The sequence below is a fragment of the Nocardioides sp. GY 10113 genome (assembly GCF_004919105.1).
GTDB lineage: Bacteria > Actinomycetota > Actinomycetes > Propionibacteriales > Nocardioidaceae > Nocardioides.
The window spans coordinates 174,840-199,450 of sequence record NZ_STGK01000004.1; the positions used below are offsets into that span (position 1 = coordinate 174,840).

Below are 24,611 nucleotides of genomic sequence, written 5' to 3' on the forward strand. Positions count from 1 at the left end.
TCCCAGGAATCCCCGGTCGACCGGGGATTCCCGCCCCGTCTCGCTCCGGCCATTTCACAGGACTAGATTCATGACCATGCAGATCACCACCACCCTCGCCGAGAACCCCACGGACGACGCGACCCTCGCGGAGATCCTCGCCAACCCGGGGTTCGGCACCCACTTCGCCGACCACATGCTCACCGTGGAGTGGACGCCGGAGCAGGGGTGGCACGACGCGCGGATCACGCCGTACGGGCCGATCACGCTCGACCCGGCCGCGGCCGTCCTGCACTACGCGCAGGAGACCTTCGAGGGGATGAAGGCCTACCGGCACGAGGACGACTCGGTGTGGCTGTTCCGACCCGAGGCCAACGCCGAGCGGATGGCCCGCTCCAGCCACCGGCTGGCGCTGCCCGTGCTGGAGACCGAGGACTTCCTCCAGGCCGTCGAGGAGCTGGTGAAGGTCGACCAGCGCTGGGTGCCCAGCAACGCCGAGGGCGGCGAGAAGAGCCTCTACATCCGGCCGTTCATGTTCGCCTCGGAGACGTTCCTCGGGGTGCGTCCCGCGCAGCACGTCACGTTCATGGTGATCACCAGCCCGGCCGGCGCCTACTTCAAGGGCGGCGTCAAGCCGGTCACGCTGTGGCTGACGGAGGAGTACACCCGGGCCGGCCGCGGCGGCATGGGCGCGGCGAAGACCGGCGGCAACTACGCCAGCTCGCTGGTCGCGCAGCAGGAGGCCTACGCCCACGGCTGCGACCAGGTGGTCTTCCTCGACGCCCAGGAGGGCAAGTACGTCGAGGAGCTCGGCGGCATGAACATGTACTTCGTCTACGACGACGGCTCCATCGTCACCCCCGAGACCGGCACGATCCTGGAGGGCATCACCCGCGCCTCGATCATCGAGCTCGCCGGCAAGATGGGCCACCAGGTGACCGAGCGGCGGTTCAGCATCGACGAGTGGCGCGAGGGCGTCACCTCGGGCCGGATCACCGAGGTCTTCGCCTGCGGCACCGCCGCCGTGGTCACCCCGGTCGGCGCGCTGCGGACCGCGGAGGGCGACGTCCCCGCACCGGCGAGCACCGACCTGACCATGCGGATCCGCGAGGAGCTGGTCGGCGTCCAGTTCGGCCGCACGCCGGACACCTTCGGCTGGATGCGCCGCCTCACCTGACGGACCCGGCCGGGACACGGCCGGCACGGTGCCCGCGTGAGCGTGCGGCGGGTCGGCGCTGGGTAATCTCTTGCTGTGACCAGCCCGCCCCGCCCCGCCGCACCGACCCAGGTCGGCGACTACACGCTCCTCACCCCGCTGGGCGAGGGCGGCATGGGCATCGTGCACCTGGCGCGCGGCAGCGACGGGCGCCGGGTGGCGCTGAAGGTGCTGCGGCCCCACGTGGTCGGCGACCACGAGGCGCGGGCCCGGCTGGCCCGCGAGGTCAGCTCCCTGGCCCGGGTACGCAGCGACTGGGTGGCCGAGATCCTGGCCGCCGACCCCTGGGGCGAGGTGCCCTACGTGGTCACCCGGTACGTCCCGGGGCTCTCCCTGCACGACCACGTGCTGGAGGAGGGCCCGGTCAGCGGGCGCGACCTGTACTGGCTGGCGGGCTGCCTGGCCGAGGGCATCGCCGCGGTGCACGCCGCCGGCGTGCTGCACCGCGACGTGAAGCCGGCCAACGTGCTGATGGAGGGGCGCACGCCGATCCTCATCGACTTCGGGCTGGCCCGGGTGGCCGACGACCCGCGGCTGACCCACACGGGCTGGCTGATGGGGACGCCGGGCTACCTCGCCCCGGAGATCCTGTACGGCGACGACGCGACCGCCGCCGCCGACGTCCACGCCTGGGCGGCGACCGTCGCCTACGCCGCGCTCGGCCGAGCCCCGTACGGTCGCGGACCCGCGATGGCGATCCTGGACCGGGTCCGTCGCGGCGAGCACGACCTGGCCGGGATCGAGCGCCCGATGGCTGACGTGCTGGCCGCCGCGCTCTCCCCGGAGCCGCTGGAGCGTCCCCTGCTCGACGAGCTGCTGGCCTGGCTGCGACCGCTGAGCACCCGCCCCGACGCGCCCGTGGCCGCGCCGCCGACCGGTGGCGTGCTCGGCACGTCGGGTGACGACTTCACCTACCCGCTGGCCGCCGTACCGCCGCCCGAGGACCGCGCGCGGTCGATGCCGGGTCCGGCCCCGGTCGAGCCGACGTGGGGTGCGACGCCCACGGTCGCCGAGTACGGCGAGCCGGTCCCCGCGCCCGCCGTACCGCCCGCGCCGGCCCCGCACACCCGGGCGTTCGAGGCCCCGCCGCCCGTCGACTGGACCCCCGAGCAGGCCGGTGCGCTCGACCAGCTCGAGCAGCAGTGGGACGCCGACTACCTCGAGCCGACCTTCGCCCCGGCACCACCGGTGCCGTTCGGCGAGCGCTTCCGGCGCGGTGTCGGGGTGTGCGCCGGTGGACTCGTCGTCGGCGCCGGCTTCGCCGCCGCCCCCTGGGTCACCCTCCTCGCCGTCGCCGCCACGGTCTGGCTGCTGCGCGCCGGCTCCCTGGCCAGCTCCGCGGTCGCCGATCGCCGCGCGCTGCGCGGCCGGCGCTGGTACGACGGCCTGCGCTGGGCCTTCTCCAGCCCCTGGCACCTGCTCCGCGCCACCACCGGAACGCTGATCCTCACGGTGTGGAGCGCCGGTCTGGCGCTGGCCACGGGGCTGCTCTGCTACGCCGCCGCGCTCGACCTGCCGACCTCGCTGCTGCTCAGCGGCGCGACGCTGGGCGTCGCCCTGTGGTCGGGGCCCGCATCGCTGCGGTTCCGGGCGCCGGTCGGGCGGATGCTCTACCCGATCACCCGCTCCTGGTTCGGCACGGCCGCGCTCGCCGCCGGCTGCGTGGTGATTGCCGTCGTGCTGATGGTGCTCGCGGCCGGGCAGGGGATCTCCTGGTCGCCCGCCGGCGAGGGCCCGTTCGGCATCGGCTGACCCGCCGCCGGTCGGAGAGCGGGGCACCCGAGGAGTGCCCGGATGGTGACGCCGCGCACGCGCGGCGCGCTCGCCATGGCAGACTGGCGGCGTGCTGATGACGACGCGCACCGCGCTGATCATTACCTAGCGCGTCGATGCCGGGTCCGCCCGGGTCGACGCGCCACCTCTCGTGCCCCGGGAGGTTTTTCTCGTTTTGCGCCACGTGCGCACCGCATCACCGGCCCCAGAACGCCACGAAAGAGACAACGATGAGCAGCACCACCCCGGACCTGCACGGCGCCTTCCACGTCTACGACACCACGCTGCGCGACGGTGCCCAGCAGGAGGGGCTCAACCTCTCGGTCGCGGACAAGCTCACCATCGCCCAGCAGCTCGACGGGCTCGGGGTCGGCTACATCGAGGGCGGGTGGCCGGGCTCCAACCCGAAGGACACCGAGTTCTTCCGCCGTGCGGCCACCGAGCTCGACCTCAAGCACGCCAAGCTGGCCGCGTTCGGCGCCACCCGCCGCGCCGGCGTACGGGCCGCGGACGACCCGCTGGTCGCGGCGCTGCGCGAGAGCGGCGCCTCGGTGGTCACGCTGGTCGCGAAGTCCCACGCCGGCCATGTGGAGAAGGCGCTGCGCACCACGCTGCAGGAGAACCTGGCGATGGTCCGCGACACCGTCGCCCACCTGCGGGCCGAGGGTCAGCAGGTGTTCCTCGACGCCGAGCACTTCTTCGACGGCTACCGGCTCGACCGCGACTACGCGTTCGAGGTGCTGCGCACCGCCGCGGAGGCCGGTGCCGAGGTGGTCGCCCTGTGCGACACCAACGGCGGGATGCTGCCGCCGTGGGTCTCGGACGTGGTCCACGACGTCATCTCCACCACCGGCGTCCGGGTCGGCATCCACTGCCACAACGACACCGGGTGCGCGGTCGCCAACACCCTGGCCGCGGTGGACGCCGGCGCCAGCCACGTCCAGGGCTGCATCAACGGGTACGGCGAGCGCACCGGCAACGCCGACCTCGTCAACGTGGTCGCCAACCTCGAGCTCAAGCTGGACCGCCAGGTGCTGCCGCCCGGGCTGCTCACCGAGGCCACCCGGATCGCGCACGCCGTCGCCGAGGTCACCAACGTGCCGCCGGCCTCGCGCCAGCCGTACGTGGGCACGTCGGCGTTCGCGCACAAGGCCGGCCTGCACGCCTCGGCGATCAAGGTCGACCCGGACCTCTACCAGCACATGGACCCGGCCGGCGTCGGCAACGACATGCGGCTGCTGGTCTCGGAGATGGCCGGCCGTGCCTCGATCGAGCTCAAGGGCCGCGAGCTCGGCTTCGACCTCTCCGGCGACCCGGAGGTGGTCACCCGGGTCACCCAGCGGGTCAAGGAGCTGGAGGCCCGCGGCTACACCTTCGAGGCCGCCGACGCCTCCTTCGAGCTGATGCTGATCGAGGAGGCCGAGGGGCGTCGCCCCGCCTACTTCGAGACCGAGAGCTGGCGGGTGATCACCGAGACCCTGGTGAACGCCGCCCCCGGCCAGGAGGCGATCTCGGAGGCGACGGTGAAGCTGAAGGCGGCCGGGGTGCGGTACGTCGTCACCGGCGAGGGCAACGGTCCCGTCAACGCGCTGGACCAGGCGCTGCGCGCGGCGATCGGCCAGGCCTTCCCGGAGATCGCGAAGTTCGAGCTGATCGACTTCAAGGTACGCATCCTCGACCAGGGGCACGGCACCGACGCGATCACGCGGGTGCTGATCGAGACCACCGACGGCGAGTCCAGCTGGGTCACGGTCGGGGTCGGCGCGAACGTCATCGAGGCCTCCTGGGAGGCGCTCGTCGACAGCCTCACCTACGGCCTGCGCCGCCACGAGGTCTGAGGTCGCGCGTGGAGATCGCCTACTGGGTCATCGCCGGCCTGCTCGCCGCGCTCTACGCGTGGTCGGGCGCGAAGAAGCTGCTCCAGTCCCGCGACGCGCTGCGGCCGATGATGGGCTGGGTCGACGACGTCCCGCTGCCCCTGACCCGGTCCATCGGGGCGGTGGAGGTCGCCGGCGCGGTCGGACTGCTGGTCCCGCCGCTGGTCGGCCTACTGCCGTGGCTGGCGGTGGTCGCGGCGATCGGGTTCGTCTTCCTCCAGCTGGCCGCCGCCGGCTTCCACCTCTCCCGCGACGAGCAGCGGCAGGTGCCGTTCAACCTGCTCCTGATGCTGCTCGCCGCGTTCGCCGCCTGGTTCGCGACCACGGTGGTCTAGACCGGCGACCTCGGGGGCGCTGGCGGGCGTGGCAGGCTCGTTGCACCATCGAGGGGAGGCGCCATGGAGGCGTTCCGGATCGCCGCGGTGCAGGCGAGCTACGTGCTGATGGACAGCGACGCCACGATCGACCGGGTCGCCGAGCTGACCGCCGGCGCCGCCGCGCAGGGCGCTCAGCTGGTGGTCTTCCCGGAGGTGTTCGTGCCGGGTACTCCGTTCTGGATCGACACCCGGCCGATCTGGGACGGCGACGACGAGTGGTTCGCGATGCTCGTGGCCAACGCGGTGACGATCCCCGGCCCGGCCGCCGACCGCCTGGCGGCCATCGCCGAGCGGCACGGCGTGTGGCTGGTGGTCGGCGTCCAGGAGCGGGAGCCGCACGGGTCGACCATCTACAACACCGTCCTCTACCTCTCGCCCGACGGGCGACTCGTCGATCGCCACCGCAAGCTGGTGCCGACCGGGTCGGAGCGCACCGTGTGGGGGCGGGGCGACGGGTCGACCCTGCGGGTGGTGGACACGCCGCACGGAAGGATCGGCGGTCTGATCTGCTGGGAGAACTACATGCCCCTGGCGCGGTTCCACCTGTACGCCCAGGGCGTCGACGTCTGGCTGGCGCCGACCCTCGCCCAGGGCGACGGCTGGGTGGCGACGATGCAGCACCTGGCGCGGGAGAACCGGATGTACGTCGTCGGGGTGAACCCCGTGCTGCACGCCGACCAGGTCCGACCCGACTTCCCCGACCGCGACCGGCTCCTGCCCGCCGCCTACCTCGAGGAGCACGGGCCCTGGGTCGAGCCGGGCAACACCGTCATCGTCGCGCCCTCCGGCGCCGTGCTGGCCGGGCCGCTGCGGGAGGCCGAGGGCACGCTGCTCGCCGACGTCGACCTGGCGCAGGTCGCCGCGGCGCGCCGGATGATGGACCCCACCGGCCACTACCACCGTCCGGACATCTTCCGGCTCTCGGTCGACACCGGCCGCCGGGAGGCGACGACGGAGATCTCGGGAGGGGCTACGGTCGGGGCGTGGCCGAACTCCACGACCTGACCGCGCTCGAGCAGGGCGCCCTCATCCGCACCGGTGAGATCGACCCGGTCGAGCTGACCGAGCACTACCTGGACCGCGCGGAGCGCCTCCCGGCGTCGTACGTCGACGGCGCCTTCGCGCTGCGCGACCCCGACGCCGCGCGGCTGCGCGCCCGCGAGGTCGCGGCGATCGGCCCGGTCGGCGAGGGCGCCTCGCCGCTGGCCGGCGTGCCGACCGCGATCAAGGACCTCAACCTGACCCGCGGCGTGCCGACCTCGTTCGGGTCGCCCGCCTTCGCCGGGTACGTGCCGGAGGTCTCCGACGCGGTCACCCTCGCGATCGAGGAGGCCGGGATGGTCAGCCTCGGCAAGACGAGTACGCCGGAGTTCGGATCCCCCTGCTACACCGAGCCCGAGGGCCGACCGCCGGCGGTGACGCCGTGGGACACCACCCGGATGGCCGGCGGCTCCTCGGGCGGCGCCGCCGCGGCGGTGGCGGCAGGGCTGGTGCCGGTCGCGCAGGGGTCGGACGGCGGGGGCTCGATCCGGATCCCCGCCTCCTGCTGCGGCCTGGTCGGGCTGAAGCCGAGCCGTGGGCGGATCAGCGGATTCCCGATGTACGGCGACGTGACCGGGCTGTCCACGTCCGGGTCGATCGCCCGCACCGTCGCCGACGCGGCGGCCCTGCTCGACGTGCTGGCCGGGCGGCGGGCCGGTGACCCGTACTGGGCCCCCGAGCCGAGCGGCACCTTCCTCGCCGCGGCGGGACGCGAGCCGGGACGGCTCCGGATCGCCGTCTTCGACACCCCCGCGATCGCCGCCGCGCCGGTGGATCCCGAGGTGACCCGGGCGTTCGAGGAGACCTGTGGCCTGCTGGTGTCGCTGGGCCACGCCGTCGAGGGCGTCCCGGTGCCGATCCCGCCGGAGGCGGTGTCGACCTTCGAGATCGCCTGGGCGGTGCTCACCGCGCTGTCGACCGTCCCGCTGGCCGCCGAGCAGCGCGCGCTGATCCGTCCGCTGACGCGCTGGCTGGGGGAGTGGGGCGAGTCGATCAGCGGACCGCAGTTCGGGCTGGCGATCGGGCAGCTGCGGCGCTACGCCGCGGAGGCGCTGGTCGCCCTGGCGCCGTACGACGCCGTGCTGACCCCGACCCTGGCGACCACCCCGCTGCCGGTCGGCGCGCTCCGCGACGACGCGGACCCGCGGGCCGACTTCGAGGCGCAGAAGCGATTCACCCCCTGGACCTCGGCGTGGAACGTGACCGGGATGCCCGCGATCTCGCTGCCGCTGCACATGAGTGCGGACGGGCTGCCGATCGGGATGATGTTCGCGGCCCGCCCCGCGGAGGAGGAGCTGCTCATCTCGCTCGCCGCGCAGCTCGAGGCGGCGCTGCCGTGGAAGGACCGCCGGCCCCCGCTCTGGTGAGCCGAGCCGGGCCTTGGGCGCCGTCGAGCCGGCACGTGCGCCCCGCCGAGCCGTGGGTTGGGCACCGCCGAGTCCGGTCGTGCCTGCCGGCGCGCCGACGCCAGCCCGGTTCGGTGGGGCCTGGCGCCCGGTTCGGTGGCGTCTAACCCCAGGCTCGGCGGGTGGGGGTGAACCAGCCGGGCGCCTCGTCGAGGAACTCCTCGCGCGCCAACGCCCCCGCGCCCGCGGGGATCACCGCGACCACCGGCACCCCGGTGCCCCGCGGGAGGTCGCGCAGGTTGGTCTCCTCGGCCAGGCCCGGTTCGTCGGGCCAGGAGCCGATGACCAGGCCGGCCGGCTCGATCCCGCGCCCGCGCAGCGCCTCCACGGTGAGCTCGGTGTGGTTGAGCGTGCCCAGCCCGGCCCGGCAGACGACGACCACGTCGACGATGCCGCCGGGCGCCCACTCGCCGACCCGGGCCGCGAGGTCGAGCAGGGTCGCGCCGCGGTCGTCGAGGCGCACCATCACGCCGCCGGCGCCCTCGACGATCACGGTGTCGTGGTCGCGCGCCAGGTCGACGATGCGGGCGACGTGGTCCTCGACCGGGGGCAGGTCGACGCCCGCCAGGCGGGCCGCGGTGTCGGGGGCCAGCGGTGCGGCGAGCCGCACCAGCTCGCGGGTCGCGCAGCCGGTGAGGCGGCGTACCTCGTCGGCGTCGGCCGGGTCCCCGGCCGACGCCGAGGAGTCGATCCCCGTCTGCACCGGCTTCACCGCCAGCACCCGGCGCCCCTTCGCCGCGCAGGCAGCCGCCAGGGCCGCGACCGCGACCGTCTTGCCGACCCCGGTGTCGGTGCCGGTGACGACCACGATCCGGCTCACTGGTGCTCCTTGGCCAGCCGGCGCAGCAGGGCGACGGCCCGGCGCCAGTCCGCCTCCGGTACGCCGGCGCTGGCGGTGATCCGCAGCCGGGAGATGCCGTCGGGCACCGAGGGCGGCCGGAAGCAGCCGACGCGCACCCCCGCGTCGAGGGCGGCGGCCTGGGCGGCGACCGCCGCGCCCGGGGAGGACATCGGCACCGACAGCACGGCGCCGGCCGGCGCCGCCACGCCCAGGGCCGCGGCGAGTTCGGCGACCCGCTCGTGCACGGTGCGCGCCAGCTCGGGCCGCGCGCGGAGCTGGCGCAGCGCCTCGTGGGCGCCGACGGTCGCCGCCGGCGCGAGGCCGGTGTCGAAGATGAACGGCCGCGCCCGGTTGACCAGGTGCTCGCGGAGCGCGGCCGTGCCGAGCACCGCGCCACCCTGGCTGCCGAGGGCCTTGGAGAGCGTCGCGGTGACCACCACGTGCGGCAGCCCGGCCAGCCCCTGGGCCGCGACCAGCCCGGGGCCGTGCACGCCCAGCCCGTGCGCCTCGTCGACGACGAGCAGCGCGTCGTGCTCGGCACACGCCTCGGCCAGCTCGGCCAGGGGCGCGGCGTCTCCGAGCACGGAGTAGACGGACTCGGCCAGCACCAGCGCCCGCTCGCCGGCGGCCGCGGCGGCGGCCAGTCCGGCGCGGACCGCGGCCACGTCGCTGTGCGGGACCACGGTCAGCCGGGCCCGCGAGAGCCGTACCCCGTCCACCAGCGAGGCGTGGATGTGCGCGTCGGAGAGCACCCGGGTCGAGCGGTCGGCCAGCGCGCCGACCACGGCCAGGTTGGCGTGGTAGCCGGTGGACATCGCGAGTGCGGCGGGCTGGCCGAGGTAGGCGGCGAGGTCCTCCTCGAGCTCGGCGTGCGCCGCCAGCGTCCCGGTCACCAGCCGCGACGCGCTGGCGCCCGCGCCCCAGAGGAGCGACGCGCTGGCCGCGGCACGGCGGACGGCCGGGTCGCGGGCCAGGCCCAGGTAGTCGTTGCCGGCCAGGTCCACGCCCCGGTCGTCGGCCGGACGCGCGTGCAGGGTGCGGGTGAGTCCCGCGGCGCTCCGCTCGGCGGCCTGCTCGGCCAGCCACTCCTGCCAGCGGCTCATCCGGCTGCCACCGCCGCGGCGATGCCGGCCACCAGCCGGCCCAGGTCCTCGTCGGAGGTCACGTAGGGCGGCATCGCGTAGACCAGGTCGCGGAACGGCCGCAGCCACACGCCCGCCGCCAGCGCGGCCTCCGTGGCCGCGGCGACGTCCACCGGGTGGTCCAGCTGCACCACGCCGACCGCGCCGAGGGTGCGCACGTCCGCCACGCCGGGGGCCTCCCGCAGCGGCGCCAGGCCGTCGGCGAGGCGGTCGCCGATCCGTCGTACGTCGGCTCGCCAGTCCCCGGCCAGCAGCAGGTCGATCGAGGCCGACGCGACCGCGCAGGCCAGCGCGTTGCCCATGAAGGTCGGGCCGTGCATCACCACGCCGGCCTCGCTGCCCGAGATCCCGTGGGCCACCGCCGCGGTGGTGACCACGGCCGCCAGCGTCAGGTAGCCGCCGGTCAGCGCCTTGCCGACGCAGAGGATGTCGGGGGTGACCACCTCGGAGACGAAGAGGTGGCCGGTGCGCCCGAAGCCGGTGGCGATCTCGTCGAAGACCAGCACCAGGCCGTGCTCGTCGGCGACCTCCCGGAAGACCCGCAGGCAGCGCTCGGGGTAGGGATGCATGCCGCCGGCGCCCTGCAGCAGGGGCTCGACGACGAGGCCGGCCAGCTCGCCGGCGTGCTCGGCGGCCAGCGCCCGGAAGCCCGCCTCCCAGCGCGCCACCTCGTCCGCCGGTGCGCCGTACGACGGGGGTCGCTCCCCGAAGACCTGCTGGGGCAGCAGGCCGCGCCACATCGCGTGCATCCCGCCGACGGGGTCGGTGACGGACATGCAGTCGAAGGTGTCGCCGTGGTAGCCGCCGAGAACGGTGAGCATCCGGGTGCGCCCGGGGCGACCGACGCCGCGCTGGTACTGCAGCGCCATCTTCAGCGCCACCTCGACCGCGACCGAGCCGGAGTCGGCCAGGAAGACCTTCTCCAGGCCGGCCGGGGTGACCTCGACCAGGCGCCGGCCCAGCTCGACGGCGGGCTCGTGGGTCAACCCGCCGAACATCACGTGGCTGAACCGGCCGGCCTGCTCGGTGACCGCGCGGTCCAGCGCCGGGTGCCGGTAGCCGTGGATCGCGGACCACCACGACGCCATCCCGTCGACCACCTCGCGGCCGTCGGCCAGGCGCAGCCGGGCGCCCTCGGCGCCGGTGACCAGGCGGACCGGCGCCGGCTCGGTCATCGATGTGTAGGGGTGCCACAGGTGCTCGCGGTCGAACGCGAGGACCTCGGCGGCAGCCGTGAGGCTCATGCGTTGGCGTCGACCTCGGTGCCGGCGCCGCGGCGGCGGATCACCGGCTCGGCCGCGGGGCTCGGCACGGCGGACGTGGCGGCGGGGGTCGCGCCGTCGCCACCGTCGGCGCCCTCCTCGCCGAGCACCACGAACCCGTTGTCGCGGATCATCGCGATGTCGGCCTGCGCCTCCTGGCCCTCCGAGGTCAGGTAGTCGCCGAGGAAGATCGAGTTGGCCACCTGCAGCGCCAGCGCCTGCAGCGAGCGCAGGTGCATCTCGCGGCCGCCGGCGATCCGCAGCTCCTTGTCGGGGCAGACGAAGCGCGCCATCGCGAGGATCCGCACGCAGCGGGTGGGGGAGAGCTCCCAGGTGTGCTCCAGCGGGGTGCCGTCGAAGGGCATCAGGAAGTTGACCGGGATCGAGTCCGACCCCAGGTCGCGGAGCGCGAAGAGCGCCTCGACCAGCTGCTCGTCGGTCTCGCCGAGGCCGGCGATCAGGCCCGAGCAGGGGGAGAGGCCGGCGGCCTTCGCCTTCCCGATGGTGTCCACGCGGTCGTCGTAGGTGTGGCTGGTGACGATCTCGTCGTGGTGGGACTCGGCGGTGTTGATGTTGTGGTTGTAGGCGTCCACGCCGGCCGCGCGCAGCCGCTCGGCCTGGCCGTCCTTGAGCAGGCCCAGGCAGGCGCAGACCTCGACGTCGGGGTAGGTCTCCTTGAGCGCCTCGGTCATCTCCGCGACCTTCTCGATGTCGCGGTCCGAGGGTCCGCGGCCCGAGGAGACCATGCAGACCCGGGAGGCGCCGCCGCGCAGCCCGGCGCCGGCCTGGGTCAGCGTCTCGTCCTTGCTCAGCCAGGAGTACTTGAGGATCGGCGCCTGCGAGCCCAGCGCCTGGGAGCAGTACGAGCAGTTCTCCGGGCACAGGCCGGACTTGAGGTTGACCAGGTAGTTGACCTTCACCGTGTTGGCGAAGTGCGCGCGGCGGAGCCGGGAGGCGGCGGCGACGACGGCCATCAGCTCCTCGTCGGTGCTGCGCAGGATCGCCAGCGCGTCGGCCTCGGTGGCGGCACCGCCGTCGAGGATCCGGGTGGCGAGGGCGTCGAAGTCGGCGTACCGGGTGGGGGTGGCCTGCATGGTCATCGTGCTCCCGAGGCGTCGGTGGAGCGGCCGGGGCACCTTCGCCCCGCCGAACTGAACGGTGTTCAGGTCATGCACGATAGCCCGGCCGCGCCCGCGCCGCCAGGGGTTGTTTCGAGGTTCAGTCGTCGCCGAGGCCGCGCGCGTGGAGGGCGTCGCCGGTCTCGATCGAGCGGGCGACCACCCGGATCACGAACGGCGACAGGTAGGCCCGCGGCCGGCGGCCCAGGCCACGCGCCCGCGCCGCATCGCGGGTCTCCCGCGCGATCGCGAGGGTCCCCGGGAGGGCGCCGATCGCGAGCGCCAGCGCGAGGCCGACGCGCTCGGCGTTCAGGCCGAGCCGGGCGAACGGCCGCAGCCAGCGCGCCACCGCGTCGAGCATCGCGTTGATCGGCGTGGTCGCGGTCAACACCACTGCGGCGAGCGCCAGAGTGACCAGGTCGACCGTGGTCTCGACCGCCTTGGCCGGGCCGTACCACCACCACTGCAGGGCACTGGCGACCAGCGCGATCAGCAGCACGCCGCGGGTCGCCCGGGCCAGGGTGGCCAGGTGGATCCGGGCCGCCGCGGCGAGCGCGAGCGCGACCCCCAGGAAGGCGAACGCGGCGACGACGTCGCGGACCGCCACCACGGTAACGCTGAACGCGATCAGCGCCACGACCTTCGGCCCGACCGGTGCACGGTGCAGGAACGTGGTGCCGGGCTGGTGGGCGCCGACCAGGATCTGGCTCACGGCCGCGTCACCGTGCGCCCTCGGTCACCGACGCGACGTAGTGCTCGACCGCGGAGCCGGGGTCGCCGTCGAAGACGACGCGCGCGTCGGCGACCACGAGCACCCGGTCGCAGCGCCGGGCCAGGTCGAGGTCGTGGGTGACCAGCACCAGCTGCTGCTCCAGCCCGAGCAGCCGGTCCGCGATCCGCCGGGTGTTGGCCAGGTCGAGCAGGGTGGTCGGCTCGTCGGCGACCACGATCGACGGCTCCACCGCGAGCACGCCGGCCAGCGCCAGCATCTGCTTCTGGCCCCCCGACAGCGAGTGCACCGAGTCGTGCGCGTGGTCGGCCAGGCCGATCCGCTCCAGCACCTCCAGTGCCCGCTCCCGGCGCCGGCGCGCCGAGCGCTCGTGCCGGCGCAGGGACAGCTCGACGTCCTCGACGCAGGTCGGCATCACCAGTTGCGCGGACGGGTCGGTGAAGCAGAACCCGACCTTGCGGCGCACGGCGGCGGCGTCGGTGCGTACGTCGAGCCCGTCCACGCGGACGCTGCCGCCGGTCGGCTCGACCAGCCCGTTGAGCAGCCGGGCCAGCGTCGACTTCCCCGAGCCGTTCGCCCCGATCACGCCGATCCGACGCTCGGTGAGCGTGAGGGTGGTCGGCGCCAGGATGGTGCGCGCCGCGCCGTCGCCCCCGCGGACGACGACCTCGGCGCCGTCCAGCTCAATCCGTGTCATCGTGGCCCGTTCAGTCGCGGGCGAGGAGCCGCGGGAAGGCGCGGTGCACCTCGGCCGCGATCAGCGCCACGAAGGTGGTCTTCACGACGTCGCCGAGCCAGTAGAGCATGTCGATCTTGAGGGCCTCGGCAAAGCTGATGTCGAAGTACAGCTTCAGGCCGACGATGCCCATCGGGTGCACGACCAGGATGCTCGCGGCCGCCGCGCAGGCGAACACGAAGATGGCCCGGGTGCGCCGGTCCCGGGCGACGTAGGCGACCAGGAAGCCGGCCAGGGCCGCGGCGAACGGGAACGAGATCAGGTAGCCGCCGCTCGGTCCGGTGAAGACGCCGAGGCCCGAGGAGTGCTCGGCGAAGACCGGGAGGCCGATCGCGCCGAGGGCGAGGTAGAGCGACACCGCCAGGAAGCCGCGGACCGGACCGAGCAGGCAGCCGGTCAGCGCGACGGCGAAGGTCTGCAGGGTGATCGGCACGCCGGCGCCGCCGACCGGGATCGCGCCGAGGTAGGCGCAGGCCGAGATCAGGGCCGCGAAGCTCGCGATGAGCGCCAGGTCGGTGGTGGCGCGGCGGTCGCGGCCGCCCGCGACGGAGCGGGGCTGGTCGTCGGTGGTCTGCGTGGTCACGCGCATGGCCTTCCGGTCGAGGTGGGCCGCTCCAACCTGAACGGCGTTCAGGTCGGTAGCGTACGGGTATGCGGTCCAGACGGGTGACGGGGGACGACCAGTGGTCGCCCACGGTCGGGGGAGCGGCGTGGTGAGGTACCGCCGTACCGACCTGGTCGACCGGGCGGTCGAGGTGCTGGACGAGGTCGGCGTCGACGCGCTCTCGATGCGGCACCTGGCCGCCGAGGTGGGCGTGCAGCCGAGCGCGCTCTACCACCACTTCGCCAACAAGCAGGCGCTGCTGAACGCGGTCGCCGACCGGATCCTGGAGCTGGGCCGGCGGGGCACCGAGATCGTCACCTGGGAGTCCGAGCTCCGGCTGATCTGCGCCGAGCTGCGCGACGCGATGACCACCCACCGCGACGGCGCGGTGCTGATCAGCCGCGTGCACGCGCTCGGCGGCGGCGCCCAGGAGCCGGAACGGCGGATGCGGGACGCGCTGCTGCGCGCCGGTGCCGACGGGGACCTGGCCCGGGTCGGCGCCCGCACCCTGGTGCTCTTCGTCTTCGGCCACGTCGGCCGCGAGCAGGCGCGCGCCAGCGCCGCCGGGGGAGACGGGCGAGACGGGGAGAAGGCCGGTGGGAAGCCCGGCGAGTCCGCCGGGGGGAGCCCTCAGGAAGCCGCGGAGCAGGCCGATTTCGCCGTGGGGCTCGGGCTGGTGCTCGACGGCCTCGCCGGGGCGGTCGAGCGGGGGGCCGCGCAACGTTCGCCCCTCGGTATTGTCGATGAAACATCCGAAAGGCACGGTGGAGACCATGGCTGAGAAGACCGCGAAGCCGGTCACCGTCGTACTGTTCGGCGCGACGGGCGACCTGGCGCGCCGCAAGCTGCTGCCGGGGCTGCTGCACCTCTTCCAGTCCGGGTTGCTGCGCGAGCTCCAGGTGATCGGCACCTCGCTCGACGAGCACACCACCGAGTCGTTCGTGGAGTTCGCCGCGGAGTCGGTCCACGAGTTCTCCGGCGACGACGGGGACATCGACGGCTGGCCCGAGTTCTCCCAGCGCCTGCACTGGGCCCCGGGCGCCGAGGGCGCCGCCGGCCTCCGGGCGGCGGTGGAGAAGGCCGAGGACGGCTACGACGTCCCGTGCACCCGCCTGCACTACCTCAGCGTGCCGCCGAAGGCTGCGCTCGCGGTGGTCCAGACGCTGCAGGACGCCGACCTGGTCAAGGGCAGCCGGATCGTGATGGAGAAGCCGTTCGGTGTCGACCTCGCCACGGCCAAGGACCTGAACAGGCACCTGCACAGCGTCTTCGACGAGTCGCAGATCTTCCGGATCGACCACTTCCTGGGGAAGGAGGCGGCCCAGAACATCCTCGCGTTCCGGTTCGCCAACGGTCTGTTCGAGCCGATCTGGCACCGCAACAACATCGACCACATCCAGATCGACGTCCCCGAGGAGCTCGGCCTGGAGCAGCGGGCGGACTTCTACGAGTCCACCGGCGCCTACCGCGACATGGTGGTCACCCACCTGTTCCAGGTGCTGGCGTTCACCGCGATGGAGCCGCCCACCTCGCTGACGCCCGACGCGATCAACGAGGAGAAGAACAAGGTCTTCCGGTCGATGGTCCCGCTCGATCCGGCGAACGTGGTGCGGGGGCAGTACCAGGGCTACCGCGACATCCCCGGCGTCCGGCACGACTCCGACACCGAGACCTTCATCGCGATCAAGTGCTACATCGACAACTGGCGCTGGGCGGGCGTGCCGTTCTACCTGCGCACCGGCAAGCGGATGGCCGAGGGGGCGCGGATCATCTCGATCGCGTTCAAGGAGCCGCCGCGCTCGATGTTCCCCAAGCACTCCGGCGTCGGCGACCACGGGCCCGACCACCTCACCTTCGACCTGGCCGACCAGGCGAAGATGTCGCTGTCGTTCTACGGCAAGCGTCCGGGGCCGGGCATGCGGCTGGACAAGCTGTCCATGCAGTTCGCGATGAAGGACACGAGCTGGGCCGGCTCCGTGCTCGAGGCCTACGAGCGGCTGATCTACGACGCCGCCCGCGGCGACCGGACGCTGTTCACGTCCGCGGAGGGCATCGAGCGTCTGTGGGAGGTCTCCGCGCCGCTGCTGGAGAACCCGCCGATCATCCGCCCCTACCGGCAGGGCAGCTACGGCCCGAACCAGATCCACCAGCTGGTGGCGCCGTACGCCTGGCGGCTGCCGTTCGAGCGCGGTTGGCGCGACCCCGACGCCCTCAGCGGCTGACGGCACGCGCCGGCAGGGCAGACTGCCCGCATGGAGGCTGAGGTCAGCGCAGTGGTCACGGCCCGGTGGCTGCACGAGCAGCTGGGCGCCGGCCGGGACGACCTGGTCGTGCTCGACGCCAGCATCGACCCGTACCGCCGTCACGCCGACGGCATCCCCGGGGCCCGGACGTTCGACATCGACGGGGAGTTCTCCCGGGCCGACGTGCCGGTGCCGCACACCATGATCGAGCCGGACCTGTTCCAGGCTCGGGTGCGCAGGCTCGGGGTCGACGCCGACTCGCTCGTGGTGGTGTACGACGCCGCCGGGATCTACTCCAGCCCGCGGGCCTGGTGGATGTTCCGCGCGATGGGGCACGACCGCGTCGCGGTGCTGGACGGCGGGCTGCCGGGCTGGATCTCGCGGGGGTTCCCCGTGGCTGCGCTGGGTGAGGTGCCCGGCGCCGAGGGCGACTTCGTCGCGCGCCCCGAGCCGAGCGCCTTCGTCGACCAGGAGCAGGTGCTCGCGCTGCTCGCCGACCCTGGTGTCGCGGTGCTCGACGCCCGCTCCCGGGATCGGTTCGAGGGTGCGGCGCCCGAGCCCCGGCCGGGGCTGCGCGGAGGTCACATGCCCGGTGCCCGGTCGCTGCCGCTGACCGACCTGGTCGTCGATGGCCACCTGCGCGGTCCTGCCGAGCTGGCGGCCCTGGTCGCGCGGGCCCGGGCGGGGGCGGACCGCATCGTCACCACCTGCGGGTCGGGTGTCACCGCCTGCGGCATCGCCCTCGCCGCGCACCTCAGCGGCGTCTCCGACATCACTGTGTACGACGGCTCGTGGAGCGAGTGGGGTCGTCCCGACGGCCCCGCGGTGGTCGGCCCCGCGTCCTGACCGCCGCGGTCGACTCCGGCGCGCCGCCGCTGCCGCGTCGCGGGGTCGGTGTGCGCGCCGCAGAGCACGACCGCGGCCGCCGCGGAGAGCGGCGGCCGCGGACCATGCGCGCAGGCGTCAGAAGGCGGTGGACCCGGGCTTGATCACACCCAGCGCCGCCGCGACCAGGACCAGCGTCCAGATCGAGTAGACCCACGGCTCGCACCGCCGGATGGAGCCGAGGATCGCCCGCTCCACCTCGGGGGTGGATCCGCTCGTGACCAGGTGCCCGAAGGCCGGTCCGAACGGCAGCAGCTGGCGTCGGATCATCACGCCGCTGAAGATGCACAGGCCGTAGGCGATCACCTTCGCGCCCAACCACTTCGGGTTGGTGTCCACCCCGAACGGCTCCGCCACCGCCAGCGTGTAGACCCCGGCGACGACCAGGCCCGCGCTGAGCGCGTAGCGGACCGCCAGGTCCGCCTTCTGGGAGAGGCGTGCCATCGGGGTGTCCCCGCCGCGGTAGTCGATCAGCGACACCGCCAGCCAGGCGAGCCCGGCGACCCAGACCAGCGCGAGCAGCCATCCGTGGACGAAGAACTCGTCCCCGAGCGGCCCCCACGCCATCAGGGTGATCCCGCTGGGCAGGAAGAGCACCAGCGAGACCCGCGGCGCGATGTCGACGCCGTGCATGATCTTCGTCGAGACCGCCCGCGCCTCCGGTCCGAGGTCGGACCTCAGGATGTAGCGACTGGCGTAGTACACGCCGACGTCCCCGCCCAGCCAGTAGGCGAAGAGAACGACGTGCAGGAGCACCGCGACGCTGTGCCCGTTGAAACCGTGGACAGCCTCCATGGGACCGCTCGTCACATCCCGTCGCCGTCCCAGCGGCCGCGCGAGCGGCTGCGGACGGGCAGGCTGGAGATGATCGGGGCCGGGATCGGGTCGCCGTCCTTCCAGGCGACACGGGTGCCCCAGTTGTGGGCGTGCTCGCCGGTGCGCTCGTCGGGGTGCTCGACGGCGCGGCCGCTCCAGCCCCAGTCGAGGTCGATGACCTCGCGGGCGGGCTCGGCCCCCTCGTGGGAGTGGTCGTGGTCGTGGTCGTGCGAGTGGTCGTGGTCGTGGTCGTGGTCGTGGTCGTGCGAGTGGTCGTGCTCGTGCCCGTGGCCGCCCTGGAGCTGCGCCGCGTCCATCGCCTTCATGAAGGCCAGGACCGACGGGTCCGCGCCGGTGCCCTGGTGCTTGACCGGGGAGTTCTGCTGGCCCTGGTCGACCTGGAACTGCCAGGCGGCGTTCATCTGGCGCATGTCCTCCTCGGTGCGCCACGGCGTCGCCAGGTCGTGGGTCGAGGACGACCAGCGGGTCGGCGGGTGCGGCTCCTCGTCCAGGCCCTCGGCGGTGTAGTTGACGCCGTCGCCGCCCCAGCGCACCCACTCGTTCTGGGTGTACCAGTTCTTCAGCTCGCCGTCGGAGCGCAGCAGCCAGGTGGCGCCGCCCTCCATCGTGGTGAAGTGTCCGTGCTTCACCCGCGCCGGGCGGAAGAAGTAGGTGCCCAGGTCCAGGGTGCCGAAGTTGTACTCCATGTGGCCCTGCGTGGTGTAGGCCTCCTCGTAGCACGGGTGGTGCGCGAGGCGGTGGTCCGACCAGCCCTCCTGGGCGTGCACCAGGCGGGTGTAGAAGCCGGTGACCGGGTCGACGTGCAGGTACTTGATGAACAGCCCGGGCATCGGGCCCGGGTTGGGCACGGCGTCCCACTTCATCGCGTCGGAGTCGATGACGATGACGTCCTCGCGGGCGTCGGCCCACGCGGTGGCGCCGCCGAGGGAGTCGACGGCGTCGAACCCGGCGTCGCCGTACTCGCGGTAGTGCAGGAGCTTCGAGCCCTCGGCGACCTTGATGTAGTCGGTGGGCACGCCCTTCGGCGCGTAGACGTAGCCGCCCTTGCCGATCCGCACGCCCCCGTAGTCGATCTCGCCCTCGAGCACGTAGTACTCGGTGTTGGCGTGGTGGATGCCCGGGCCGCGGCCCCAGTCGGTGTGGAAGTCGACGCGGAGCGAGGAGGAGCCGTCCTCCTCGTCGACGGAGAGACGGCGCTCGCTGGCGCGGCCCTCGCCGCCGGGCAGCTCGGCGCCGTGCCAGACGTAGTCGTCTTCCTGGATGAGCTCGACGTGAGGTCGCAACGTAGTCCTCCGGGGGTAGCAGTGGTGAGCCCTGAATATATGATATCCGGACCTAATGTGTACAGGGTGTACCGGTAATTCCCGCGGCCGCGGTTCCGGTCGCCCCGGGCGAGAAGGGTCAGGCCGGGGGCGCCAGGTCGCGCTTGACGACCTTGCCGCCGGCGTTGCGCGGCAGTGCGGCGGCGACGTACCAGCGGCGCGGGATCTTGTAGCCGGCCAGCACGCCTCGGCAGTGCGCCTCCAGGGCCGTGGCGTCCAGCGCCTGCCCGTCGCGGAGCACGACGTGGGCCACGACGGTCTCGCCCCACGCCTCGTCCGCCTCGCCGACCACGGCGCTCTCCAGCACCGACGGGTGGCCGGCGAGCGCCTCCTCGATCTCGCGCGGGTAGATGTTGGTGCCGCCCGAGATGATCAGGTCCTTCTTGCGGTCCACGATCGAGATGAAGCCGTCCGCGTCGCGCACCGCGATGTCGCCGCAGGTGACGAAGCCGTCCTCGGTGGTGCAGGCCGCGGTCGCGTCGGGGTCGTCGAGGTAGCCGTTCATCAGGTACGGCGAGCGGCTGAACAGCTCGCCCGGCTCGCCCGGCGGCACCGGCTCGCCGGCCTCGTCGACGATCCTGACCTCGGTGTGGAACCACGGGTGGCCGACCGAGCCGGGCCGGCTGCGCATGTGGCTCGGGCGCAGGTTGGTGATGATCCCGGACTCGGTGGAGCCGTACAGCTCGTGCACGTCGCGGCCGGGGAAGGCCTCCATCACCCACTGCTTCAGTGCCCAGGGGAGTGCGGCGGCGTTGAAGTAGAGCGTGTCCAGGCTGGACAGGTCCCGGGCGGCCAGCGCCTCGGGGCCCAGTGCGCGCAGCCCGTGGGCGTGGGTCGGCACCAGGAACGCCGACTGCACGCCGTCGCGCTCGACCAGGTCCAGGAAGTCCGCCGGGTCCCACTTGCGGAGCATCGTGACGGTGCCGCCGGTGTAGACGGGCGCGTAGCCGAACGCGAACCCGGCCCCGTGGTACATCGGCGCCACCGCCGCCGAGACCCGCCCGGTGCCCAGGCGCCACTCCAGCGCGCTCATGGTGAAGGTCAGGGCCCGGCTGCGGTGGGAGATCAGCACGCCCTTGGGGCGCCCGGTCGTGCCGGAGGTGTAGGTGATGCAGAACGGGTCCCGCTCGTCGACGACCACGGCCGGGTCGCTCGCCCCCGCCGCGGCGAGCGCCGTCTCGTAGTCGACCGCACCGCGGAGGCCGGAGTCGCCGATCGCGGTCAGCCGGTCCGCCACCGCCGCGCCCGGTCCGCCGGGAGCGATCGCCTCGGTGACGACGGGGGCCAGGGCCGCGTCGAGCACCAGGGCGCGGGCGCCGCTGTGGCCGAGGATGAAGCCCGCCTCGGCCGGGGTGAGTCGCGGGTTGAGGGGCACCATCACCAGGCCGGCCTTGGCGATCCCGGCCGCGACCTCGGGGTACTCGGCGCGGTTGCCGAGCAGCACGGCGACGCGCTCGCCCGTGCGCAGCCCGGAGTCGAGCAGGTGCCGTCCCCAGCGGCTCGCGCGCTCGTCCACCTCGGCGAAGGTGAGGCGCCGCTCGCCGTCGAGGACCGCGAACGCGTCGGGGGTGGCGTGCGCGAACTCGCGCAGTCCGCTGACGATCGAGAGCGGTGCTCCGCCGGGGTGGATGGCCATGGCGTCTCCTCGGTGTCGTTCGGGGGTGGGGCGGGCGTCCGGTCAGGCAGGGGCGGACGCGGGGGTCGGGAAGCCGCCGGCGCGGCCGAGCATCGCCGGTGCCTGGGGGAGGCCGAGCTCGTCGGCGATCCAGGTGCCGGTGGCCGCGATCGCGGAGGCGTCCAGTGGTCCGCCCTCGGGGCGGTCGGAGCGCACCGCGACGCCGGAGCGGTCCAGCAGGTAGAGCAGGTCCTCGGTGGCGATGTTGCCGGTGGCGCCCGGCGCGAACGGGCAGCCGCCGATGCCGCCGGTCGAGGCGTCCAGCGCGCTCACCCCGGCGGCCACCGCGGCGACCGCATTGGCGTAGCCGGTGTTGCGGGTGTTGTGGAAGTGCGCGCGGAGCGGCACGGTGGCGTCGAGCGCGCGCAGGCCGGCCACGATCTCGGTGACCTGGGCCGGTACGCCGACGCCGATCGTGTCGGCGATCGCCAGCTCGGCCGGGCCGCCGGCCAGGCAGCCCCGCGCGACCTCGAGCACCCGCGCGGCGGGCACCTCGCCGTCGAACGGGCAGCCGAAGGCGGCCGCGATCATCACCGTGGCGGGGATCCCGGCCTCGCGGGCTGCGGCGGCGATCTCGGTCCAGGCGGCGACCTGGGCGGCGGTGTCGGCCCCCTGGTTGCGCAGCGCCAGGCCGTCGGAGGCGACCACCACGACGGTCACCTCGTCGCAGCCGGCGGCCAGCGCGCGGTCCAGGCCGCGCCGGTTGAGCACGAGCCCGATCCGGCGCAGGCCCGGCTCGTCGCGCAGCTCGGCGAGCACGTCCTCGGCGTCGGCCATCTGCGGCACCCGGTCGGGGCGGGCGAACGCGGTCACCTCGACCCGCCGCAGCCCGGCGGCCACGCTCCGTCGTACCAGCTCGACCTTGGTCGCCGTGGGCAGCAGGCGGCGCTCGTTCTGGAGGCCGTCGCGGGGCGCGACCTCGACGATCTCGATGGCGCTGCCGGCTGCGTCGGGGGACTGGGTGCTCACGGGGCGTTCCATTTCTCCGGGGATCTTCTCGGACACATCGTATCGGATATATGATCACAGCATGACTGCGATGCACGAGGGTGGGGCACTGGCGGGTCTGCGTGTGATCGAGGCGGGCCAGTTGCTGGCCGGTCCGTTCGCCGCGACGCTGATGGGCGACCAGGGAGCGGACGTGATCAAGGTCGAGCCGCCGAAGGTGGGCGACCCGATGCGTCAGTGGGGCCGGGAGAAGTCCGACGGCTCGTACCTGTGGTGGCCGGTGGTCGGCCGCAACAAGCGCTCGGTGACGCTCAACCTGCGCGAGGTCGAGGGCCAGGAGCTCTTCCTGGAGCTCGTCCGCGGCGCCGACATCGTGATCGAGAACTTCCGCCCCGGGACCATGGAGAAGTGGAACCTCTCCTACGAGCGGCTGCGTGTGGTCAACCCGCGGATCATCCTGGTCCGGGTCAGCGGCTACGGGCAGACGGGGCCCTACTCCTCCCGCGCGGGCTACGGCTCGATCGGTGAGGCGATGGGCGGCCTGCGCTACATCACCGGCGAGCCGGACCGGCAGCCCTCCCGCACCGGCATCTCGATCGGCGACTCGCTGGCCGCGATGCACGCCTGCATCGGCGCGCTGGCGGCGGTGCGGCACCGCGACGTGACCGGCGAGGGCCAGGTCGTCGACAGCGCCATCTACGAGGCGGTGCTGGCGATGATGGAGAGCACCGTCACCGAGTGGGACGTGCAGGGCTACCAGCGCGAGCGCACCGGCGCCGTACTGCCCAACGTGGCGCCCAGCAACGTCTACCCGACCGCCGACGGCCAGCTGATCCTGATCGCGGCCAACCAGGACTCCGTCTTCGCCCGGCTCGCCGAGCTGATGGGGGAGCCGGAGCTCGCCGCCGCAGGCTCCCGGTACGCCGGCCACGCCGGCCGCGGCGAGCACCAGGCCGAGCTCGACGACTACATCGGCGTGTGGACCGCGAAGTACGACGCCGACGCCCTGCTCGCGCTGCTGCACGAGGGCGGCGTGCCCGCCGGCCGGATCTACAAGGCCGCCGACATGCTCACCGACCCGCACTTCGAGGCCCGCGAGGCGATCGTCCGCGTGCCCGACCCGACCTTCGGGTCGCTGGCGATGCAGAACGTGGTGCCCAAGATGTCGGGCACGCCCGGTTCGATCCGGTGGACCGGACCCGCCCTGGGTGAGCACAACGACGAGGTTTACGGCGACCTGCTCGGGGTCGACCCCGAGCGGCGCGCCGACCTGGTCGAGCGCGGCGTCATCTGAGCCCGATGAGCGACAGCGTGGGTGCGGCGGTCGAGCGGGCCGACGACTACAGCGGCGCCGGCTTCCTCGGGCGCGTCGGCGGCGGCGCCCACCCGGCCGTGGTGGTGGTGGACGTCTGCGAGGCCTACCTCGGCGACGGCCCCTTCGCCGACGGCGAGGGCCGGTTCGAGGCGGCCCGGGCCAGCGCCGAGCGGGTCGTCGAGGCCGCCCGCTCCGCCGGGCACCCGGTCGTCTTCACCCAGGTGGTGCTCGCGCCCGGCGCGGCCGACGCCGGCTGGTTCGCGGTCAAGGTGCCCGGACTGGTCGCGTTCGAGGCGGGCTCGCCGTACGGCGACTTCCCGGCCGCGCCCGCGCCGCTGCCCGGCGAGCTGGTGGTGACCAAGCAGTACGCCTCGGCGTTCTTCGGCACCTCGCTCGCCTCCTCGCTGCGCGCCCGCGGGGTGGACACCGCGGTGGTGCTCGGCTTCTCCACCAGCGGCTGCGTGCGCGCCACCGCGCTGGACGCCCTGCAGCACGGCTTCCGGCCGCTGGTGGTCCGCGAGGCCTGCGGCGACCGCGAGGCCGCCGCCCACGAGCAGAACCTCTTCGACCTCGACGCCAAGTACGCCGACGTGCTGGCCGAGTCCGAGATCCTCACCTACCTCAAGGAGCAGGGAGCAGCCCGATGACCGAGACCATGAACGACGCCGTGCTCACCGTCGACCTGGACGCCACCGACCTGACCTGGGTCGAGCACCACATCGCCGGCGCCGACGAGCCGGCCCGGATCGCGCTGCTGCGCGCCGACGCCGATCGTGGCACCCGGACCGTGATGGTCCGCTTCCCCGACGGGTGGACGCGCGCCGCGGTGGGCAACCAGCCGGCGGGCGAGGAGATGGTGGTCCTCGAGGGCGAGCTGCGGCTCAGCGGCCTCGTCGGTGACGCGACCCGGATGCTGGTCGTCGAGCCCAAGGCCACCCGGTCGGCCACCTCCACCGCCGACGGCACCCGCGCGGTCGTCTGGTTCTCCGGCGCCGGCGGAGGGTGGGAGGACGGCGAGGCCGACGACGCCGGTGCGATCACCGGCCTGGAGCTCGCCGACGGTGCCACCCGCTCCGCGCGCCCCGGCCTGGTCGGCACCGTCGAGGTGCTCGCGGGGGCCGCCGGCCGCGTGTTCGAGGTCGACGTCGACGTGCTGTGGCCCGACGCCCGGCAGTGGGCCTTCGTCCCCGCCGGTACCGCGGCTCCCGCCGTCGAGGGTCTCGCGATCATCCACACCTGGGCCTGACCCCACGTCGCGAGTGGGTGGTTAGCCCCGCCCGAGTG

The 24,611-nt window shown here is 73.8% G+C and carries 23 protein-coding genes; 12 read left to right on the plus strand and 11 right to left on the minus strand.

The window, feature by feature from the left end; all coding sequences use genetic code 11:
• Nucleotides 1–76 precede the first annotated feature (76 nt).
• The 6 genes from E8D34_RS06905 (at nt 77) to E8D34_RS06930 (ending at nt 7,630) form a co-directional block, all read left to right on the plus strand.
• A complete protein-coding gene (locus E8D34_RS06905) occupies nt 77–1,156 on the plus strand; it encodes a branched-chain amino acid aminotransferase (protein ID WP_240771188.1) in 1,080 nt (359 codons plus the stop codon).
• A gap of 75 nt (nt 1,157–1,231) precedes the next feature.
• The gene (locus tag E8D34_RS06910; protein ID WP_136593877.1) at nt 1,232–2,947 is read left to right on the plus strand and encodes a serine/threonine-protein kinase; all 1,716 of its coding nucleotides are present in this window, start codon (nt 1,232–1,234) and stop codon (nt 2,945–2,947) included.
• Between the two features lie 251 nt (nt 2,948–3,198).
• Nucleotides 3,199–4,806, plus strand: coding sequence for a citramalate synthase (cimA, locus tag E8D34_RS06915; protein ID WP_136593878.1), 1,608 nt, complete (start codon nt 3,199–3,201; stop codon nt 4,804–4,806).
• Between the two features lie 8 nt (nt 4,807–4,814).
• Nucleotides 4,815–5,180 carry a DoxX family protein gene (locus E8D34_RS06920; RefSeq protein WP_136593879.1) on the plus strand — a complete coding sequence of 122 codons (366 nt, stop codon included), beginning with the start codon at nt 4,815–4,817 and terminating at the stop codon, nt 5,178–5,180.
• 63 nt (nt 5,181–5,243) lie between these two features.
• On the plus strand, nt 5,244–6,227 hold the full coding sequence (locus E8D34_RS06925) for a carbon-nitrogen hydrolase family protein (protein ID WP_136593880.1): 984 nt from the start codon (nt 5,244–5,246) through the stop codon (nt 6,225–6,227).
• Complete coding sequence (locus E8D34_RS06930; protein ID WP_136593881.1) at nt 6,206–7,630, plus strand: amidase; 1,425 nt, start codon at nt 6,206–6,208, stop codon at nt 7,628–7,630. The genes E8D34_RS06925 and E8D34_RS06930 overlap by 22 nt, the downstream gene beginning before the upstream one ends.
• 142 nt (nt 7,631–7,772) lie before the next feature.
• Here the strand turns inward: E8D34_RS06930 and bioD are convergent, their stop codons facing one another.
• The 7 genes from bioD to E8D34_RS06965 all read right to left on the minus strand — a co-directional run bounded on the left by bioD (nt 7,773) and on the right by E8D34_RS06965 (nt 14,081).
• Complete coding sequence (bioD, locus tag E8D34_RS06935; protein ID WP_136593882.1) at nt 7,773–8,489, minus strand: dethiobiotin synthase; 717 nt, start codon at nt 8,487–8,489, stop codon at nt 7,773–7,775.
• Complete coding sequence (locus E8D34_RS06940) at nt 8,486–9,613, minus strand: 8-amino-7-oxononanoate synthase (protein WP_136593883.1); 1,128 nt, start codon at nt 9,611–9,613, stop codon at nt 8,486–8,488. The genes bioD and E8D34_RS06940 overlap by 4 nt, the downstream gene beginning before the upstream one ends.
• Nucleotides 9,610–10,896 carry an adenosylmethionine--8-amino-7-oxononanoate transaminase gene (locus E8D34_RS06945; RefSeq protein ID WP_136593884.1) on the minus strand — a complete coding sequence of 429 codons (1,287 nt, stop codon included), beginning with the start codon at nt 10,894–10,896 and terminating at the stop codon, nt 9,610–9,612. Before E8D34_RS06945 ends, E8D34_RS06940 begins: the two co-directional genes overlap by 4 nt.
• Nucleotides 10,893–12,008: a biotin synthase BioB gene (gene bioB, locus E8D34_RS06950; protein ID WP_136593885.1), complete on the minus strand. Its 1,116-nt coding sequence runs from the start codon at nt 12,006–12,008 to the stop codon at nt 10,893–10,895. The genes E8D34_RS06945 and bioB overlap by 4 nt, the downstream gene beginning before the upstream one ends.
• 124 nt (nt 12,009–12,132) lie before the next feature.
• Nucleotides 12,133–12,744 (minus strand): CbiQ family ECF transporter T component, encoded by a 612-nt coding sequence (locus tag E8D34_RS06955; RefSeq protein WP_136593886.1) that lies wholly within the window; start codon nt 12,742–12,744, stop codon nt 12,133–12,135.
• A 7-nt stretch (nt 12,745–12,751) separates the two neighbouring features.
• Nucleotides 12,752–13,459, minus strand: a complete 708-nt coding sequence (locus E8D34_RS06960; RefSeq protein WP_136593887.1) for an ABC transporter ATP-binding protein — start codon at nt 13,457–13,459, stop codon at nt 12,752–12,754.
• A 10-nt stretch (nt 13,460–13,469) separates the two neighbouring features.
• Nucleotides 13,470–14,081: a biotin transporter BioY gene (locus E8D34_RS06965; protein ID WP_240771190.1), complete on the minus strand. Its 612-nt coding sequence runs from the start codon at nt 14,079–14,081 to the stop codon at nt 13,470–13,472.
• 130 nt (nt 14,082–14,211) lie between these two features.
• Between E8D34_RS06965 and E8D34_RS06970 the strand changes: the two genes are divergently transcribed.
• The 3 genes from E8D34_RS06970 to E8D34_RS06980 are packed head-to-tail and all read left to right on the plus strand — an operon-like array spanning nt 14,212 to nt 17,191.
• Nucleotides 14,212–14,883, plus strand: a complete 672-nt coding sequence (locus E8D34_RS06970) for a TetR family transcriptional regulator (protein ID WP_136593889.1) — start codon at nt 14,212–14,214, stop codon at nt 14,881–14,883.
• Complete coding sequence (gene zwf / locus E8D34_RS06975; protein ID WP_136593890.1) at nt 14,876–16,324, plus strand: glucose-6-phosphate dehydrogenase; 1,449 nt, start codon at nt 14,876–14,878, stop codon at nt 16,322–16,324. The genes E8D34_RS06970 and zwf overlap by 8 nt, the downstream gene beginning before the upstream one ends.
• Before the next feature lie 30 nt (nt 16,325–16,354).
• On the plus strand, nt 16,355–17,191 hold the full coding sequence (locus E8D34_RS06980; RefSeq protein WP_136593891.1) for a sulfurtransferase: 837 nt from the start codon (nt 16,355–16,357) through the stop codon (nt 17,189–17,191).
• Between the two features lie 117 nt (nt 17,192–17,308).
• Here E8D34_RS06980 and E8D34_RS06985 read toward each other — a convergent pair whose 3' ends face one another.
• The 4 genes from E8D34_RS06985 to E8D34_RS07000 all read right to left on the minus strand — a co-directional run bounded on the left by E8D34_RS06985 (nt 17,309) and on the right by E8D34_RS07000 (nt 22,033).
• Complete coding sequence (locus tag E8D34_RS06985; RefSeq protein ID WP_136593892.1) at nt 17,309–18,025, minus strand: hypothetical protein; 717 nt, start codon at nt 18,023–18,025, stop codon at nt 17,309–17,311.
• Between the two features lie 11 nt (nt 18,026–18,036).
• The gene (locus E8D34_RS06990) at nt 18,037–19,350 is read right to left on the minus strand and encodes a DUF4437 domain-containing protein (RefSeq protein ID WP_136593893.1); all 1,314 of its coding nucleotides are present in this window, start codon (nt 19,348–19,350) and stop codon (nt 18,037–18,039) included.
• 118 nt (nt 19,351–19,468) lie between these two features.
• The gene (locus E8D34_RS06995) at nt 19,469–21,025 is read right to left on the minus strand and encodes an AMP-binding protein (RefSeq protein ID WP_136593894.1); all 1,557 of its coding nucleotides are present in this window, start codon (nt 21,023–21,025) and stop codon (nt 19,469–19,471) included.
• Nucleotides 21,026–21,067: 42 nt separating this feature from the next.
• Entirely contained in the window at nt 21,068–22,033 is a 966-nt protein-coding gene (locus E8D34_RS07000; protein ID WP_206056588.1) for a hydroxymethylglutaryl-CoA lyase, read from the minus strand.
• Nucleotides 22,034–22,094: 61 nt separating this feature from the next.
• Here E8D34_RS07000 and E8D34_RS07005 point away from each other — a divergent pair, with 61 nt between their 5' ends.
• From E8D34_RS07005 to E8D34_RS07015, 3 genes are read left to right on the plus strand one after another with little or no spacing between them, the layout of a single operon-like run.
• A complete protein-coding gene (locus tag E8D34_RS07005; RefSeq protein ID WP_168929358.1) occupies nt 22,095–23,306 on the plus strand; it encodes a CoA transferase in 1,212 nt (403 codons plus the stop codon).
• A gap of 5 nt (nt 23,307–23,311) precedes the next feature.
• Nucleotides 23,312–23,974 carry an isochorismatase family protein gene (locus tag E8D34_RS07010; protein ID WP_136593896.1) on the plus strand — a complete coding sequence of 221 codons (663 nt, stop codon included), beginning with the start codon at nt 23,312–23,314 and terminating at the stop codon, nt 23,972–23,974.
• Nucleotides 23,971–24,573 carry a DUF4437 domain-containing protein gene (locus E8D34_RS07015; protein WP_136593897.1) on the plus strand — a complete coding sequence of 201 codons (603 nt, stop codon included), beginning with the start codon at nt 23,971–23,973 and terminating at the stop codon, nt 24,571–24,573. The genes E8D34_RS07010 and E8D34_RS07015 overlap by 4 nt, the downstream gene beginning before the upstream one ends.
• The last annotated feature ends 38 nt before the right edge of the window (nt 24,574–24,611 follow it).